The organism is Bradyrhizobium sp. RT6a, assembly GCF_040547675.1.
Taxonomy (GTDB): domain Bacteria; phylum Pseudomonadota; class Alphaproteobacteria; order Rhizobiales; family Xanthobacteraceae; genus Bradyrhizobium.
In genome coordinates this window covers 36,801-52,632 of the sequence record NZ_JBEPQC010000008.1, presented here as the reverse complement: position 1 = coordinate 52,632, position 15,832 = coordinate 36,801, and the positions used below count along the sequence as shown (strand labels likewise).

11 protein-coding genes are annotated in these 15,832 nt (G+C 62.5%); 2 read left to right on the top strand and 9 right to left on the bottom strand.

Going from position 1 to position 15,832, the window contains the following annotated elements; all coding sequences use genetic code 11:
- Position 1: 1 nt before the first annotated feature.
- The 9 genes from ABIC03_RS31165 to urtA all read right to left on the bottom strand — a co-directional run bounded on the left by ABIC03_RS31165 (position 2) and on the right by urtA (position 11,360).
- Positions 2-3,085 carry an autotransporter outer membrane beta-barrel domain-containing protein gene (locus tag ABIC03_RS31165; protein WP_354063777.1) on the bottom strand — a complete coding sequence of 1,028 codons (3,084 nt, stop codon included), beginning with the start codon at positions 3,083-3,085 and terminating at the stop codon, positions 2-4.
- Positions 3,086-3,437: 352 nt separating this feature from the next.
- Positions 3,438-4,478 carry an aliphatic amidase gene (locus ABIC03_RS31160; protein WP_354063775.1) on the bottom strand — a complete coding sequence of 347 codons (1,041 nt, stop codon included), beginning with the start codon at positions 4,476-4,478 and terminating at the stop codon, positions 3,438-3,440.
- A 39-nt stretch (positions 4,479-4,517) separates the two neighbouring features.
- Positions 4,518-4,889, bottom strand: coding sequence for an FmdB family zinc ribbon protein (locus ABIC03_RS31155; RefSeq protein ID WP_275168549.1), 372 nt, complete (start codon positions 4,887-4,889; stop codon positions 4,518-4,520).
- Positions 4,890-4,982: 93 nt separating this feature from the next.
- A complete protein-coding gene (gene fmdA / locus ABIC03_RS31150; RefSeq protein WP_007615916.1) occupies positions 4,983-6,212 on the bottom strand; it encodes a formamidase in 1,230 nt (409 codons plus the stop codon).
- A gap of 27 nt (positions 6,213-6,239) precedes the next feature.
- Positions 6,240-6,929 (bottom strand): urea ABC transporter ATP-binding subunit UrtE, encoded by a 690-nt coding sequence (gene urtE, locus ABIC03_RS31145; RefSeq protein ID WP_007598073.1) that lies wholly within the window; start codon positions 6,927-6,929, stop codon positions 6,240-6,242.
- An 11-nt stretch (positions 6,930-6,940) separates the two neighbouring features.
- Positions 6,941-7,696, bottom strand: a complete 756-nt coding sequence (urtD, locus tag ABIC03_RS31140) for an urea ABC transporter ATP-binding protein UrtD (RefSeq protein ID WP_275168550.1) — start codon at positions 7,694-7,696, stop codon at positions 6,941-6,943.
- A gap of 172 nt (positions 7,697-7,868) precedes the next feature.
- Positions 7,869-9,008: an urea ABC transporter permease subunit UrtC gene (urtC, locus tag ABIC03_RS31135; protein WP_275168551.1), complete on the bottom strand. Its 1,140-nt coding sequence runs from the start codon at positions 9,006-9,008 to the stop codon at positions 7,869-7,871.
- 17 nt (positions 9,009-9,025) lie between these two features.
- A complete protein-coding gene (gene urtB, locus ABIC03_RS31130; protein ID WP_211395282.1) occupies positions 9,026-9,952 on the bottom strand; it encodes an urea ABC transporter permease subunit UrtB in 927 nt (308 codons plus the stop codon).
- Between the two features lie 148 nt (positions 9,953-10,100).
- Positions 10,101-11,360 (bottom strand): urea ABC transporter substrate-binding protein, encoded by a 1,260-nt coding sequence (gene urtA / locus ABIC03_RS31125; protein ID WP_007615926.1) that lies wholly within the window; start codon positions 11,358-11,360, stop codon positions 10,101-10,103.
- 173 nt (positions 11,361-11,533) lie between these two features.
- Here urtA and ABIC03_RS31120 point away from each other — a divergent pair, with 173 nt between their 5' ends.
- A complete protein-coding gene (locus ABIC03_RS31120) occupies positions 11,534-14,905 on the top strand; it encodes a hybrid sensor histidine kinase/response regulator (protein WP_275168552.1) in 3,372 nt (1,123 codons plus the stop codon).
- On the top strand, positions 14,889-15,818 hold the full coding sequence (locus tag ABIC03_RS31115; RefSeq protein ID WP_247475079.1) for a response regulator: 930 nt from the start codon (positions 14,889-14,891) through the stop codon (positions 15,816-15,818). The genes ABIC03_RS31120 and ABIC03_RS31115 overlap by 17 nt, the downstream gene beginning before the upstream one ends.
- Positions 15,819-15,832: the final 14 nt, after the last annotated feature.

The following is a 15,832-nucleotide window of genomic DNA, read 5'->3' as shown; positions in this document are numbered from 1 at the left end:
GTCACCACGCGTAGCGGACGACGCCCTTGCCGGCGTAAGAGCGGGTGACGTTCGAGAACTCCCCCTCGAAAGTCGCCGACGCAGACCAGCCGTTCATCCAGCTCATCTGCACCGCCGCCGTGGTCAGTGCGGAATCGTGCGCCTGGGCGGCGCCGTTCACCACGAACGCCGATCCCGGCAACGTCTGGAAGACCGCACCGACGGCGCGATCCGGATTGTAGTCATGTGCCCAGGCGACGCGGCCGCGCAGGGTCATCAGGCCGCCGGCTGCGGCAAATGACTTGTCCGCGCGCAGGCCGAGCTCGGTGCGGGTGCTGGTCACGTCCTTGGCGGCATAATTCAGCGCGAAGATGTTGCTGCCGACCACAGCGAACTCCGAATAGCTCGGAAGGCTGAACACGGTGGCCTGGAGCGCCGCATAGGGCGTGAGGCCGATCCACTGCGAGGCATAGCGATAGCCGCCCTCGATTCGGCCCGAGAGCGCGTTGGCGTTGAACTGCGCACGCAACTGATCGACGCCGGCCACGGTGACGATGCGGTTGGTCGTGACGTCCTGCCAACCATAGGCCAGCGCGGCCGTTATGTAGGCCGGCCCCGCCGTATGACGCACGAAGGCGCCGGCCTGGAACAGGTCGGAGCGGCCCCAGCCGAGTCCGTTGACGTTGAAGCCGGTTGCCCCGCCCGCAAGCGCAAAGCCGGCGATCGTGGACGGCGAGAAGCGGTAGTCGAGGCCGACGGCGGTGCCGTAGACGCTGCTGCTGGTGTTGTTTGAGCCGAGGCCGGCATTGCCGTCGGTGGTCTGCGAGCCACCATAGCCGGCCGCCCACAGGTCCCAGCGTTGTTCGAAACTCGCCGGCGGCGTCTTGCGATGGATCGAGGCAAGAGCGTCGCGTGCGTTCCTGTCGCGTGTGCCCTTGCCGGTCGCAGCATACGCATTCGCGCTCGTCTCTTCGGCGAAGGGCGTCGCACCCGGCGTCCCGTTGCGCCCCGCGCCAAACACGTCCGTGAGCAGGCCGAGGAACAGGTTCATCGCGTTGAAACTCGTCTGCTGCGTGCCCGTCGCCGACTCGCCGGAGGCCTGTGTCAGCCCCGTCGGCGAGAGATTCGCGAGAGCCACGGGAAGGCTGCCGGTCCGGTTGAAGACGCTCGTCAGCGCGTTGGCGACGTTCTGCTGATTGACGTTGAGACCTGTACCGTAGCCTAGCGAGAGATCCAGAAAGACGTTGTTGGGATCGTAGCTCAGGCTGGCCTTCAGGTTCGAAGACAGACCCGCGACGGCCGGATTGAATTTGTCGGGAAGCGTCGCCGAAGTCAGGATCGTGTAGTGTTTCGCGATCGAGCCGGTCGGGACGACTGTAACCGTGGCCCCATTGAGCGTGGAGGTCCCGGTGACCACAGCGATGCCGTTGCTCGTACCTGAGACCTGCACCATGTACGCCGACGCCGCCGTGAAGGTGAGATCGCCGTTCACGTTGAGCATTCCGGTCGGGCTGCCCGGCGACAGCGTGCCACCATTGACGTTGATCGTGTTGACACTGCCGACGCCGCCGAATGTGCCACCGGTCGCGACGCTTACATTGCCGTTGATGGTACCGACCAGCGTGAGCGTGCCGCCCAGCACATTCCAGTCCTGATTACCCGTGCCGGTCACGCTCCAGTTCGAATTGTCGACCTTGTTGAAGGTCGAGAAGCCGTCATACTGAAGAAGGGGACCGATCAGGTCGAGGTTGAACGTATCTTTGCCGGTGCCGCCGAGCTGGAAGGTGTCGGCGCCGGTGCCTAGCACCAGGCCGTTGATGATGCTGCCGGGTCCGAGCGTCAGCGTGTTGGGGCCGCAGACACAAAACTCGATTGCAGCAATTCCGGCCGCAGCGTTGATGGTCCCCGAGTTGAAGACGTTGGCCCCGCCGTTCGCGCTGATGCCGACACCGCCAGCACCGACGGTAATGGTTCCGGTATTGACGATCTGGTTTGTCGTCGTGAACGAGCTCACGTCGATGCCTAAGCCGGAATCGCCGACGGTGATCGTACCGCTGTTGATGATGGTGTTGGAATCACCGAGAGCTACGATGCCCTCGGCGAAATCGGCCCCTGTGATCCGTCCATTGTTGCTGATCGTGGAGGACAGGCCCGTAAACGCGATGCCCGCACCGCCCAGACCGACGCTGACCGTCCCGTTTTGGTTGATCGCGGTCCGATTGCCTTGCACCGCAATGCCGGCGGATGCGCCGTCGCCCGACTTGATCGAACCACTATTGGTCACCTTGCCGTCATCACCGAACAAGGCGATGCCAACGCCAAAGTCGCTGGCCGTGATGGCGCCGAAATTGCTGACGGTTTGAAAATTACCCTGCATAAAGATGCCGGCGGCACTCTGCCCGACGGAAATCGTGCCGGTGGCAGCGTTGGTGACCGTGTTGTTATCCATAATCGCAACGATGCCGCCGGAGAAGCCCGAGGAATCGCCGACCTTGATCGCGCCTGCATTGGTCACGGTCGTGCCACCGAACGAAGCGTAAATCCCGATTGAATCATCGAGGCCGGTGATCGTGCCCGTCGCGGCGTTGGTGATCGTGTTGCTCTGGACCGCGAAGATGCCCGCGCCCGATGTGCCGATGGACAGCGCACCGCTGTTGCTAACGCTATTGTTGTTTCCTACCGAGATCGCACTGCCGTGGTCGCCTGTGGTGACGGTCCCGGCATTGATAATGATGTTGTGATCGAGCGCGGAGATACCGAGGCCGTTATCAAGCACCGTGATGGCGCCGTTGTTGGTCACGGTGTTCGAATTGCCGCCATTGATGCCGGTGAGGCCCGAGCCCGCCGACACCGTGCCGTCGTTGGTGATGACGTTGGTGTCATTGACGTTGATCGCCGCCGTGCCGTTATCGTTGACGCTAGCACCAGTCAGCACATTTACGGTCAGATTGGTGACGCCGCCGCCTGCCACAAAGCCGTCGGCATCGGTGCCGCTACAGGTGACGGTCTGCCCGCTTGCCGCCGGGTCGGGCGCGCAGTCCGCCTGCGCTGGTATCGCCGATAGGCCGAGGCTGAGAACGACCCCCACGACAGACGAAGCGACCACGGCAAGGCGCAGCCCAATTCGACCAGCCGTCGGCGGCCCAAATTCCACTTTGATGCCCTCAGTCCAGCGCTCCCCAGCGGCGCCGCCGGCAAACTAGGCCGCCGAGCCACTCCGTGGAACTACGGAATCGGCGGAATCGCTGGGGGGCAGCAAAACCGGACTGATTCAGCTGACCATGTTGCACCAGAGGCACGCTTTTCCGGCGCAGCCTGGTCGATCCACGACGTGTGCGTGTGCGGTTCGGTCGCAGTATTGACTGTCGTTCACATCAATCATTGACCATCTGGGGCGGCGCCGCGTCCCAATGGGAGCGAGCGGCACCCCTTCACACACACTGGTTTGGGGCCACGGCTCAGTAGTTGCTCGGCGCCGCTTCATTCGGGATGCCGTCGATCGGGCATTCGGCGGTCCCGGGCATCGCGCGCGTCATCGCCTCGACCATGTCCCGTGTCCCCTCGGGATCGGCGATCCAGTTCTTGTAGAAATCATAGGGGCAGGCCGCTACGCCGCGCGGGCTTTCGCCGGAATTGATCATACCCGTGTAACCGCGATGGACCAGCTTGTAGAGATGGTTCTGTGACTGACCGTTGCGGCGTGCATCGCGGATCAGATGCTTCGACAGCTGGGCATATTGGATGCCGTAGTCCTCCTCGCCACATTCACCGAGGGTGCGGCCGTCGAAGCCGATGATCGCGGAGTGACCGAAATAGGAGTAGACGCCGTCGAATCCGGCGGCGTTGGCGACCGCGACATAGACGTTGTTGGCCCACGCCATCGCCTTGGAGATCATGACCTGCTGCTCCTTGGCCGGATACATGTAGCCCTGGCAGCGCACGATCAGTTCGGCCCCCTTCATGGCGCAGTCTCGCCAGATCTCCGGGAAGTTGCCGTCGTCGCAGATGATCAGGCTGACCTTCATTCCCTTCGGGCCGTCGGAGACATAGGTGCAGTTGCCGGGATACCAGCCCTCGATCGGCACCCACGGCATGATCTTGCGGTACTTCTGCACGATCTCACCCTTGTCGTTCATCAGGATCAGGGTGTTGTAGGGCGCCTTGTTCGGATGCTCCTCGTGGCGCTCGCCGGTCAGCGAGAACACGCCCCACACCTTGGCCTTGCGGCAGGCCTCCGCAAAAATCGCGGTCTCTTCACCGGGCACCGCGCAAGCGGTCTCATACATCTCCTTGGAGTCGTACATGATGCCCTGGGTGGAGTATTCCGGGAAGATCACGAGATCCATGCCGGGAAGGCCGGTCTTCATGCCCACCACCATGTCGGCGATCTTGCGGGCATTGTCGAGCACCTCGGCCTTGGTGTGCAGGCGGGGCATCTTGTAGTTGACCACCGCGACGCCGACGGTGTCGTTGCTGCTGGAGATGTCACCGTGAAGCATTGAATTGCTCCTCTACTCTGTTTGAGATTGCCGCGTGAATCAGTGACTGATCATCCAGGGCCGCGCGGTGGGGAAGCCCTTGGCGCCGCTCCTGGTCTTGGTCACCAGCCGCGCCGGCTTCTTGTCCGATGCGTTTTTCGATGACTTCTTGCCCGTGGAGCAGCAGCCGCAACCGGGACCGTGCGCGGCTTTGTATTGCGCCAGTGTCTGCGGCGCATGCGTGCTGCGCTCGTTGACCGCGTGAGCTTTGCGCGTCTCCGACGGCATGCAGAAGAAATTCGGCGCGGTCAGAATGACCCGCGGGGCCATGATTTCGCAACTTGGACAGACCTGCGGATCGTCGCATTCGGCCATCGGGCGCATATCCTTGAACGGACCGCAATCGTCACAGAGATATTCATAGACCGGCATCGCATCATCCCTACGCTGTTGCCTGTAAGAGAAACCATTCCGCGGCGGATGCGGGACGGCAGATACGCCGTCCCGCATCACGTCGCGCAGGGGTTACTTGTCCGGCGAGATCGGCATCTGGATATCGCCCTTGATGTGCTTGATCGGACCTGCCGAGGACGGCATCACGTCGAAGTCGAAGATCTCCGTCGGCAGCCATAGCGTGGCGCAGGCGTTGGGCACGTCGACCACGCCTGAGATGTGACCCTGAACCGGTGCGGTGCCAAGGATCGAATAGGCCTGGGCGCCGGAGTAGCCGAACTTCTTCAGATATTCGATCGCATTCAGGCAAGCCTGGCGATAGGCAATGGTGACGTCGAGATAGTGCTGCTTACCGGCTTCGTCGACCGAGATGCCTTCGAAGATCAGATAGTCCTTGTAGTTCGGCGTGATCGGCGACGGCTTGAAGATCGGATTCTTGACGCCGTACTTCGCCATGCCGTCCTTGATAACTTCGACCTTCAGATGCAGCCAGCCGGCCATCTCGATCGCGCCGCAGAAGGTGATCTCGCCATCGCCCTGGCTGAAGTGCAGGTCGCCCATCGAGAGACCGGCACCGGGCACGTAGACCGGGAAGTAGATCTTCGAGCCGCGCGAGAGGTCCTTGATATCGCAATTGCCGCCATGCTCACGCGGCGGCACCGTGCGCGCGCCTTCCGCGCCGATCTTGTCCTTGACGTCGCCCTTGGCGCGGCCGCCATGGGCGGTCGGCGCGAACGGCGGATTGGCAAGGCCGGGCACACGGGTCGGGTTGGTCGCGATCAGCTCGGCCTCGCGCTTGTTCCAGGTGTCCAGCATCTTCGGATCGGGCAGACAGCCGATCAGGCCGGGATGGATCAGGCCGGCGAAGTTGACGCCCGGAATATGCCGCGACGACGTGTAGAGGCCCTTGATGTCCCAGATCGACTTCTGCGCCAGCGGGAAATGATCGGTGAGGAAGCCGCCGCCGTTCTGCTTGGAGAAGAAGCCGTTGAAGCCCCACATGCTCTCCTTCATCGGACCGACGTCGAGCAGGTCGACGACGAGGAGGTCGCCGGGCTCGGCGCCCTTGACCCCGATCGGGCCGGAGAGGAAGTGCACGATCGACAGATCGATGTCGCGGACGTCGTCGGCGGAATCGTTGTTCTTGATGAAACCGCCGGTCCAGTCATAAGTCTCGATGATGAAATCGTCGCCGGGATTGACCCAGGCCACGATCGGAATGTCGGGGTGCCAGCGGTTATGCACCATGTCATTTTCATAGGCCGACTTGGTGAGATCGACCTTGATCAGTGTCTCTGGCATCGAGATGCTCCCCTTTTACACGGTTGGTTAGACGGACAGATATTTCGAGACCTGCGCGGCGTCGACGGCGTCGCGCGGATCGTCGCGGACGATCTCGCCGTTCTCGATCACCAGCACACGGTCGGCGATATCGAGCGCGAAGCTCAGGACCTGCTCGGACACGACGATCGAAAGCCCCTTCTCGTCGCGGATGCGCTTGAGCGTGCGCGCCATCTCCTTGATGATCGACGGCTGGATGCCTTCGGTCGGCTCGTCCAGCAGCAGCACTTTTGGCTTGGTCGCCAGCGCGCGAGCGATCGCGAGTTGCTGCTGCTGGCCGCCGGAGAGATTGCCGCCGCGGCGGTCCTTCATCTCCAGCAGCACCGGAAACAGTTCGTAGATGTCGCCGGGCACCTCGGTTCCGCCGGAGACCACGAGGCCGGTTTCGATGTTCTCCTTCACCGTCATGGTGGAGAAGATCATGCGGCCTTGCGGCACATAGGCGAGGCCCTTGGCGACGCGCGCGTAGCTCGGCAAGGCACCGAGCTCGGCGCCGTCCATGGTCACCGAGCCGCTCTTGGCCGGCAGGATGCCCATCAGCGATTTCATCAGCGTGGTCTTGCCCATGCCGTTGCGGCCCATGATCGCCACGATCTCGTTAGGCGCGACCTTGACGTTGAGCCCGTGCAGCACCTCGCTCTGGCCATAGGCGACGTGAAGATCGGAAATTGCCAGCATCAGCGTGCTCCTCAATGACCCAAGTAAACTTCAATGACCTTGGGGTCGTTCTTCACCTTCTCCATGGTCCCTTCCGAGAGGATCTGGCCCTGGTGAAGCACGGTCACCTTGTGCGCGATGTCCTCGACGAACTTCATGTCGTGCTCGATCACCAGCACCGAGCGGTTCTTGATGATGCGGTTGAGCAGCTCGGCCGTCTTGGCACGCTCGGAGACGCTCATGCCGGCGACGGGCTCGTCGAGCATCAAGAGGTCGGGGTCCTGGATCAGCAGCATGCCGATCTCGAGCCATTGCTTCTGGCCGTGGCTGAGCTCGGAGGCATAAGTATTGAGCTTGTCCTTGAGGAAGATCATCTCGGCGACCTCCTCGACGCGTGACTTCACCGGCTGGTCACGCTGGAAAGTGAGTGAGCCGAATACGGTGCGGCCGCGCGGAAACGAGATCTCGAGATTCTCGAACACGGTGAGGTCTTCGAACACCGACGGCGTCTGGAACTTGCGGCCGACGCCGGCCTTGACGATCTCGTTCTCCTTGAGCTTGGTCAGCTCGGTACCGCGAAACTGGATCGAGCCTTCGGTCGCCTTGGTCTTGCCGCAGATCAGGTCGAGCACCGTGGTCTTGCCGGCCCCATTGGGGCCGATGATGACGCGGATCTCGTTCTCCTCGATGTAAAACGAGAGATCGTTGACTGCCTTGAAGCCGTCGAAGGAAACCGTCAGCCCGGAGACCGCGAGCAGGAATTCCTTGGGCTGATGACCGACGAGCATGATCTATCTCCTCACTGCCAGCATGGCATCGGCATCGTGATGACCGACGAGCATGATCTATCTCCTCACTGCCAGCATGGCATCGGCATCGTGATGACCGACGAGCATGATCTATTTCCTTACTGCCAGCGTGGCATCGGCATCGTGATGACCGACGAGCATGATGGTCTCCTCACTCTGCGGGTGCGCCGTCGGCAACCGAATTGTCGCTCCAGCCCGGCTTCTTGCGCGAGGCGAACAGGCGATCGATGCGCGGCTGCACATAGTCGGCCCAGAGCCCCGACAGGCCGTTCGGGAAAGCAAGCACGACCGCGATGAACAGCGCGCCGAGACCGAACAGCCAGAGTTGCGGGAAGGACTCCGAAAGGCTGGTCTTGGCGAAGTTCACCAGAATGGCGCCCCATATCGCGCCGAAGATCGACATCCGTCCGCCGACCGCGGTGTAGATCACCATCTCGATCGACGGCACGATGCCGACAAAGGACGGCGACATGAAACCGACATTGAGCGCGAACATGGCCCCGCCGATCGCGGCGAAAACCGCGGCCATACAGAACGCAAAGATCTTGAAGTTGGCGACGCTGTAGCCGGAGAAGCGGACGCGGTCCTCCTGTTCGCGCATCGCCACCAGGATGCGGCCGAGCTTGGTCAGGCGGATGAACTGCGCGATGCCGATGCAGGCGAACAGCAGCACTACCTCGACGAAGTACAGGATGACCTTGGCGTGGTCGGGCCGGATGTCCCAACCCTTCAGGGTGCGCAGGTCGGTCATGCCGTTGATGCCACCGGTGTAGCCCTGCTGACCGACGATCAGGATGGTCAGGATGGCCGCGACGGCCTGGGTGATGATCGCGAAATAGGTGCCGCCGACGCGGCGCTTGAACATCGCGGTGCCGATGATCAGCGCGAAGATGCCGGGAACCAGGATGATGGCGAGGATGGTGAAGGTGAGACTGTGAAATGGCTGCCAGAACAGTGGCAGTGACGTGATCTGATTCCAATCCATGAAGTCCGGGATGCCTGGCGTCGACTGGATCTTGGTATTCTCGACGCTGGAGGCCTCGAGCTTGAGGAACATCGCCATGCAATAGCCGCCGAGGCCGAAGAACACCCCCTGCCCCAGACTGAGGATGCCGCCGTAGCCCCAGCACAGCACGAGACCGAGCGCGACGAAGGCGTAGGTCAGATACTTCGCGACCAGGTTGAGACGGAACACATCCAGCGAGAGCGGCAGGATCACGAACAGCACGGCGGCCAACACGAGGAAGCCCATGAGCTCGGATCGATTGAAGAAGCGTGAGTTGATGACCATGACTTGCCTGCTTCTTGTTATTTGCGGACCTTGAGGGCGAAGAGACCCTGCGGCCGCAGCATCAGGATTCCGACAACGGCAAGCAGCGTCAGCACCTTGGCCATCGAGCCCGACAGGAAGAACTCGAGGGTGGATTGGGTCTGCGAGATCGAGAAGGCCGATGCGATGGTGCCGAGCAGGCTTGCCGCGCCGCCGAACACGACCACCAGGAACGTATCGACGATGTAGAGCTGTCCGGAAGTCGGCCCGGTCGAGCCGATCATGGTGAAGGCACTCCCGGCGACACCGGCAATGCCGCAGCCGAGGCCGAACGTGTAGCGGTCCACCTTTTCGGTGTTGATGCCGACGGCACCGGCCATGATGCGGTTCTGCACAACGGCGCGCACCTGTCGACCCCAGCGCGATTTGTACATCACGTAGGCGACGCCGACGGTGATCAGGACGGTGAGGCACATCACGAAGACGCCGTTGATCGGCACTTCGATGCTGTCGGTGACGTGCAGCGAGCCGAGCATCCATTGCGGCAGCTCTACGCCGACCTCACGCGCGCCGAACACGGAGCGATAGGCCTGTTGCAGCATTAGGCTGAGGCCCCAGGTCGCAAGCAGCGTGTCGAGCGGGCGCTTGTAGAGATGCCGTATCAGCACCCATTCCACCAGCATCCCCAGCGCACCGGACGCGACAAAGGCCAGGATCATCGCGAGGAAGAAGTAGCCGCTGAACAAACTCGGCAAATAGGACTGGAAGAAATTCGAGGTCATCCAGGTGACGTAGGCCCCAAGGATCATGAACTCGCCATGGGCCATGTTGATGACGCCCATCTGGCCGAAGATGATCGCAAGACCGAGCGCCATCAGGACGTAGACGGAGAACAGGATCAGTCCTGCAAAGCCCTGCATGACGAAGATGGAGCCAAGGTCACCAAGCGAGTAGTCGCCGAACATCGATGTCCTCCGTCGGGAAAGGGTCCCGCGTCGCGAGCAGGTTCGCGACGCGGGGGTCTTGGGCGTGGGACTTGCGATCCACGCCAGGGAGACGCTTGATCTCGGGGGAAGCCGCGGCAGGCGCCGCGTCTTACTGGTAACCCCAGTCTTACTGGTAGCCCTTGGGGAACGGATCCGGCTCGACCAGATCGGCGGTCTCGTAGATCAGTTCGAACTGGCCATCGAGCTTGGCGCGTCCCACCCGGGTCTTCGACCAGAGGTGATGATTTTCGTGGATGCGCACATAGCCTTCCGGAGCGCCCTTGAACTCGATCCCCGGCGACGCCGCCGCGATCTTGTCGATGTCGAAGGAGCCCGCCTTCTCCACCGTCAACTTCCACAGCCACGGGCCAAGATAGGCAGCCTGGGTGACGTCTCCGATCACGGTTTTCTCGCCCCACATCTTCTTGAACGCCGGGACGAAGCTCTTGTTGTTCGGATTGTCGAGCGACTGGAAGTACTTCATGCAGGCATAGGCGCCCGCGATGTTCTCGCCGCCGATGCCGTCGATTTCGTCTTCGGTCACCGAGATCGTCAGCAGCGCCTGCTTGGAGAGGTCGATGCCGGCCGCCTTGAGCTGCTTGTAGAATGCGACGTTCGAGCCGCCGACGACGTCGGTGAAGATCACGTCGGGCTTGGTCAGCTTGATCTTGTTGATGACCGAATTGAACTGCGTATTGCCGAGCGGATAATATTCTTCGCCGACGACCTTGCCCTTCAGCACGTTCTCGACGTGCTTGCGCGCGATCTTGTTCGAGGTGCGCGGCCAGATGTAGTCGGACCCGATGAAGAAGAACGACTTCGCGCCCTTCTCCTTGGCGATCCAATTCAGGCCGGCGAGGATCTGCTGAGTGGCTTCCTGGCCGGTGTAGATCACGTTCTTCGACTGCTCGAGACCCTCATAGAAGGTCGGGTAATAGAGCATGCCGTTGTACTGCTCCATGACGGGCAGCACGGCCTTGCGGGACGCCGAGGTCCAGCAGCCCATGATCGCCGCGACCTTGTCGTTGACCAGCAGCTTCTTGGCCTTCTCGGCAAAGGTCGGCCAATCGCTGGCGCCGTCCTCCTGGATGAACTTGATCTTGCGCCCGAGCACGCCGCCCATGGCATTGATCTGCTCGATGGCGAGCTTTTCGGCTTCAATCGAGCCGGTCTCGGAGATGGCCATGGTGCCGGTCGCCGAATGCAGGATGCCGACCGTCACCTCGGTGTCGGTGACCGCGAGGCCCGTGGTATTGACCGCCGAGGTCGCCGGGGCCTGCGCAAAGGATGCTCGCGGCAGCATGGTGATGGCCGGGACGGCCGCCATTCCCATCAATAATTTGCGCCGGAGCGGCGATAACAGGCCCTTGTTCGCTTCGTCTGACATGAGCACCCCACTGTTGTTCGAGGACACGCGATTGGTGCCGTGAGGATGGCTCGAATTTGTGCACTGCAAGCATACGCAAGATCGCGTATACTGCACCGCAAAATGACGACGTAGGCTTTTGGTACGGGTTTTGCGAGGGGTCCGGTAAGTTCGGGAGTGGGAGTGGGGCTTAAGTGGCAGGGCGGCAGCGAATAGATCGCGTCAGGCGCCAGTACAACCAATGGGTCGCCAACCAGACGCTGGAAGACTACGCGCTGCGCTTCACCGCCAAGAGCGCGCGCCGTTGGTCCGCCGCTCGCGTAGCCAACACTGCACTCGGCGCCATCTCCTTTCTGGCGCTGGAGGCGATCGGCGGCACAATCACCCTGAACTACGGCGTCACAAACGCCACCGCAGCGATCCTCGTCGTCTCCACCATCATCTTCTGCTGCGGCGTTCCGATTGCCTATTATGCCGCCAAATGCGGCATCGACATTGACCTGCTCACCCGCGGCGCCGGCTTCGGCTATATCGGCTCGACCGTCACCTCGCTGATCTACGCCTCCTTCACCTTCATCTTCTTCGCGATCGAGGCGGTGATCCTGGCCACGGCGCTTGAGATGTGCTTCGGCATTCCCCGCCCGATCGGCTACCTCATCAGCGCGGTCGCGATCATCCCGCTTGTCACCTACGGCATCACGCTGATCAGCCGCTTCCAGCTTTGGACGCAGCCGATCTGGATCATCCTGCACATCCTGCCCTTTGCCGCGATCGCCTGGGCCAATCCTTACTCGTTCACGGAATGGCGCAAATTCGCCGGCGAGCACGGCGACCCCAGCGGACATTTCGATCTGCTGCTGTTCGGTGTCGCATCCTCCGTGGTGTTTTCGCTGGTGGCCCAGATCGGCGAACAGGTCGACTTCCTCAGGTTCCTGCCGCGCGACCGCCGCACCTCGCGAACGTCGTGGTGGACCGCCCTGCTGATCGCGGGCCCCGGCTGGATCATCTTCGGCGCGCTGAAACTGCTATTGGGCTCGTTTCTCGCCTTCTTCGCGCTGAGCCACGGTCTCTCCAGCGAGCTGGCCGCCGAGCCTGCGCACATGTATCTCGAAGCGTTTCGCTACGTGCTGTCGCAACCGGACATGGCCTTGGCACTCACCGGCGCGTTCGTGATCCTGTCGCAGCTCAAGATCAACGTCACCAACGCCTATGCAGGCTCAATCGCCTGGTCGAACTTCTTCTCGCGTCTGACGCATAGCCACCCCGGCCGGGTCGTCTGGCTGGTGTTCAACGTGATGGTGGCGCTGCTGCTGATGGAAATCGGCGTCTACAAGGCGCTGGAGCAGACGCTGGCGCTCTATTCCAATGTCGCGATCGCCTGGGTCGGCGCGCTGGTGTCCGATCTCGTGGTCAACAAGCCGCTCGGCCTGCGCCCGCCGCAGATGGAGTTCAAGCGCGCCCATCTCTACGACATCAATCCGGTCGGCGTCGGCGCGATGACGATCGCGACCATCGTCTCGATCGCGGCATTCTACGGCCTGTTCGGCTCGACCATGAAAGCGCTCGCGGCCTTTGTCGCGCTGACGGTCGCCTTCGTCACCGCACCCGTCATCGCCTGGCTCACCGACGGAAAATACTACATCGCGCGCAAGCCGAAGAGGAGCTGGGCCAATATCGAATCGATCCAGTGCTGCATCTGCGAGCACCATTTCGAGCCGGAGGACATGACCTCCTGTCCTGCCTATGCCGGCCCGATCTGCTCGCTGTGCTGCTCGCTCGACGCGCGCTGCCATGACCTATGCAAACCGCATGCGCGCGCGCAGGTGCAATTCGCCGACGCGCTCGCCAGGATCTTGCCGCAGCCGATCTATCAGCGGATCAATTCGCAGTTCGGTCACTACATCGGTGTGTTCATGGTCTCGGCTGGCCTCGTCGCGCTGGTGTTGGGGCTGATCTACCTCCAGACCTCGGTCAGCGTGCCTGGCGAGAACATGCTCGTCTCCAACGTGCTCTGGAAGGTGTTCTTCTCACTCAGCATCATCATCGGCGTGGTGGCCTGGCTGTTCGTGCTGGCGCAGCAGAGCAGACGGGCCGCAGAGGCCGAGACCCGGCGCCAGACCACGCTGCTGATCCAGGAGATCGACGCACACAAGCGCACCGACGCCGAGCTCCAGCGCGCCAAGGAAATCGCCGAATCCGCCAACCTCGCCAAGAGCCGCTACGTGGTGGGCCTGAGCCACGAGCTGCGCTCGCCGCTCAATGCGATCAGCGGCTATGCCCAACTCCTGGAGCAGGACACGACGCTCAGCACCAAGCCGCGCGACCAGGTCCGCGTCGTCCGCCGCAGTGCCGATCACCTCTCCGGCCTGATCGACGGCATTCTGGACATCTCCAAGATCGAGGCGGGGCGGCTGTACCTGTCGCGCGACGAGGTGCGCCTGAGCGAATTCCTCGACCAGCTCGTCGGCATGTTCCGCCTTCAAGCCGCGGCCAAGAGCATCGACTTCGTGTTCAGGCGGCCGGCGCATTTGCCGGTCGTGGTCTATGCCGACGAGAAGCGGCTGCGCCAGGTGCTGATCAATCTGCTGTCCAACGCGATCAAGTTCACCCAGGCCGGCAGTGTGCAGTTCGTGGTGCACTATCGCAGCCCGGTCGCCGAGTTCGAGGTGATCGACACCGGCCCCGGCATCCAGGGCGACGATCTCGAACGCATCTTCGCACCTTTCGAACGCGGCGCGCTCGGTGTCTCGCAGCCGCAGACCGGGACCGGGCTGGGCCTGACCATCAGCCGGCTGCTCGCCGGCGTCATGGGCGGCGACATCAAGGTCTCGAGCACGGTCGGCAGCGGCAGCACGTTCAAGGTCAAGATGCTGCTCTCGGAAGTCACCAATCCGCAGCGCATTGCGCCGGTGGAGGCCCCGATCTCCGGCTATCACGGCACGCGCAAGACCATCCTCATTACCGACGACGATCCCGTGCATCGCGACCTCCTGCGCGAGGTGTTGACACCACTCGGCTTCATCCTGCTCAGCGCGCCGGACGGACCTGGCTGCCTGGCGCTGGCCCAGCACTGCCGGCCCGATCTGTTTTTGCTCGATATCTCCATGCCTGGTATGGATGGCTGGACGGTCGCAGAGACGTTGCGCGCGAACGGCCACCATCAGGCGCGCATCCTGATGGTGTCCGCCAGCGCGCTCGAGGCCCACGGCGCACCGCTGGCGCAGCCTTTCCACGACGGCTATCTGATGAAGCCGATCGACATTCCCAGGCTTTTGGAAGGCATCCGCCAGCTTCTCAAGATCGAATGGCAATACGGCTCGGACGAGATCGCCGTGCCGCTATGGCGGCCGGAGAGCGGCTCGCGGCCGCCTGTACGACACATCGAGGCGCTGATCGGGCTCGGTCAGATCGGCTACGTCAAGGCTATCCAGTTGAAGCTGGACGAGATCGGCAGTGAGCACCCCGAACATGCCGACTTCGTCGCGGAAATGCGGTCGCTGATCGACCGCTTCGATCTCGACCAGTACATGGCCACATTGAAGACGTTGCATGCGTATGAGCACTGAGTCGAAAAAGCGCGACGTCGCGCTCGTTGTCGACGACTCCCCCGAGACGCTGCGGCTGCTTACCGACGCGCTCGACAGCGCCGGGATGACGGTAATGGTGGCGCTCGACGGCGCGGCCGCAATGCGCATCGTCGACCAGATCACGCCTGACATCGTGCTGCTCGACGCGGTGATGCCTGGCATGGACGGGTTCGAGACCTGCCGCCGCCTCAAGCGCGATGCGGGCCTTGCCAATGTCCCGGTGATATTCATGACGGGGCTCGCCGAGACGGAGCACATCGTGCGCGGGCTGGAGGCCGGCGGCGTCGACTACGTGACCAAGCCGATCGTGATCGAGGAGATGCTGGCGCGCATCCGCGTTCATCTCGGCAATGCGCGGCTGACGCAAAGCGCACGCGCCGCGCTTGACGTCTCCGGCCGATTCCTGTTCGCGGTCAACCGCCAGGGCAAATTGTTGTGGGCGACCCCGCAGGCGCAGAAGCTGCTGGCGGACCACCACGGCGCGCAGACCGACGACGACTTCGTCCTGCCAGTATCATTGCTGCAATGGCTGGAGCAGGCCAAGGGCAAGGGCAGCTCGAAATCTCAGGCGGCTTCCCTGCCCGACAATCCTCAGCTCCGGCTGTACTACATGGGCGAGACCGCGCCGAACGAGTTTCTGCTTCGGCTGTCCAGGGAGTCCGGCACCGCGCCGCCACCCGAATTCACCAGCGAGCTCGGCCTCACCACCCGCGAAGGCGAGGTGCTGGCCTGGCTCAGCAAGGGCAAGACCAACCGCGACATCGCGCAGATTTTGGGCTTGAGCCCGCGCACGGTCGACAAGCATCTCGAGCAGATCTACTCCAAGCTCGGGGTCGAGAACCGGACTGCGGCGGCGGCGATTGCAACGAATGCGACAAGAAGGAATTCCTGACGCCTCCACCGCCG

Bases quoted from the DNA above. Each gene is read 5' to 3' on its own strand.
- ABIC03_RS31160 (WP_354063775.1), bottom strand. From the start codon at position 4,478: ATGCTTCACGGTGACATCTCCAGCAGCAACGACACCGTCGGCGTCGCG.
- ABIC03_RS31155 (WP_275168549.1), bottom strand. From the start codon at position 4,889: ATGCCGGTCTATGAATATCTCTGTGACGATTGCGGTCCGTTCAAGGAT.
- fmdA (WP_007615916.1), bottom strand. From the start codon at position 6,212: ATGCCAGAGACACTGATCAAGGTCGATCTCACCAAGTCGGCCTATGAA.
- urtE (WP_007598073.1), bottom strand. From the start codon at position 6,929: ATGCTGGCAATTTCCGATCTTCACGTCGCCTATGGCCAGAGCGAGGTG.
- urtD (WP_275168550.1), bottom strand. From the start codon at position 7,696: ATGCTCGTCGGTCATCAGCCCAAGGAATTCCTGCTCGCGGTCTCCGGG.
- urtC (WP_275168551.1), bottom strand. From the start codon at position 9,008: ATGGTCATCAACTCACGCTTCTTCAATCGATCCGAGCTCATGGGCTTC.
- urtB (WP_211395282.1), bottom strand. From the start codon at position 9,952: ATGTTCGGCGACTACTCGCTTGGTGACCTTGGCTCCATCTTCGTCATG.
- urtA (WP_007615926.1), bottom strand. From the start codon at position 11,360: ATGTCAGACGAAGCGAACAAGGGCCTGTTATCGCCGCTCCGGCGCAAA.
- ABIC03_RS31115 (WP_247475079.1), top strand. From the start codon at position 14,889: ATGCGTATGAGCACTGAGTCGAAAAAGCGCGACGTCGCGCTCGTTGTC.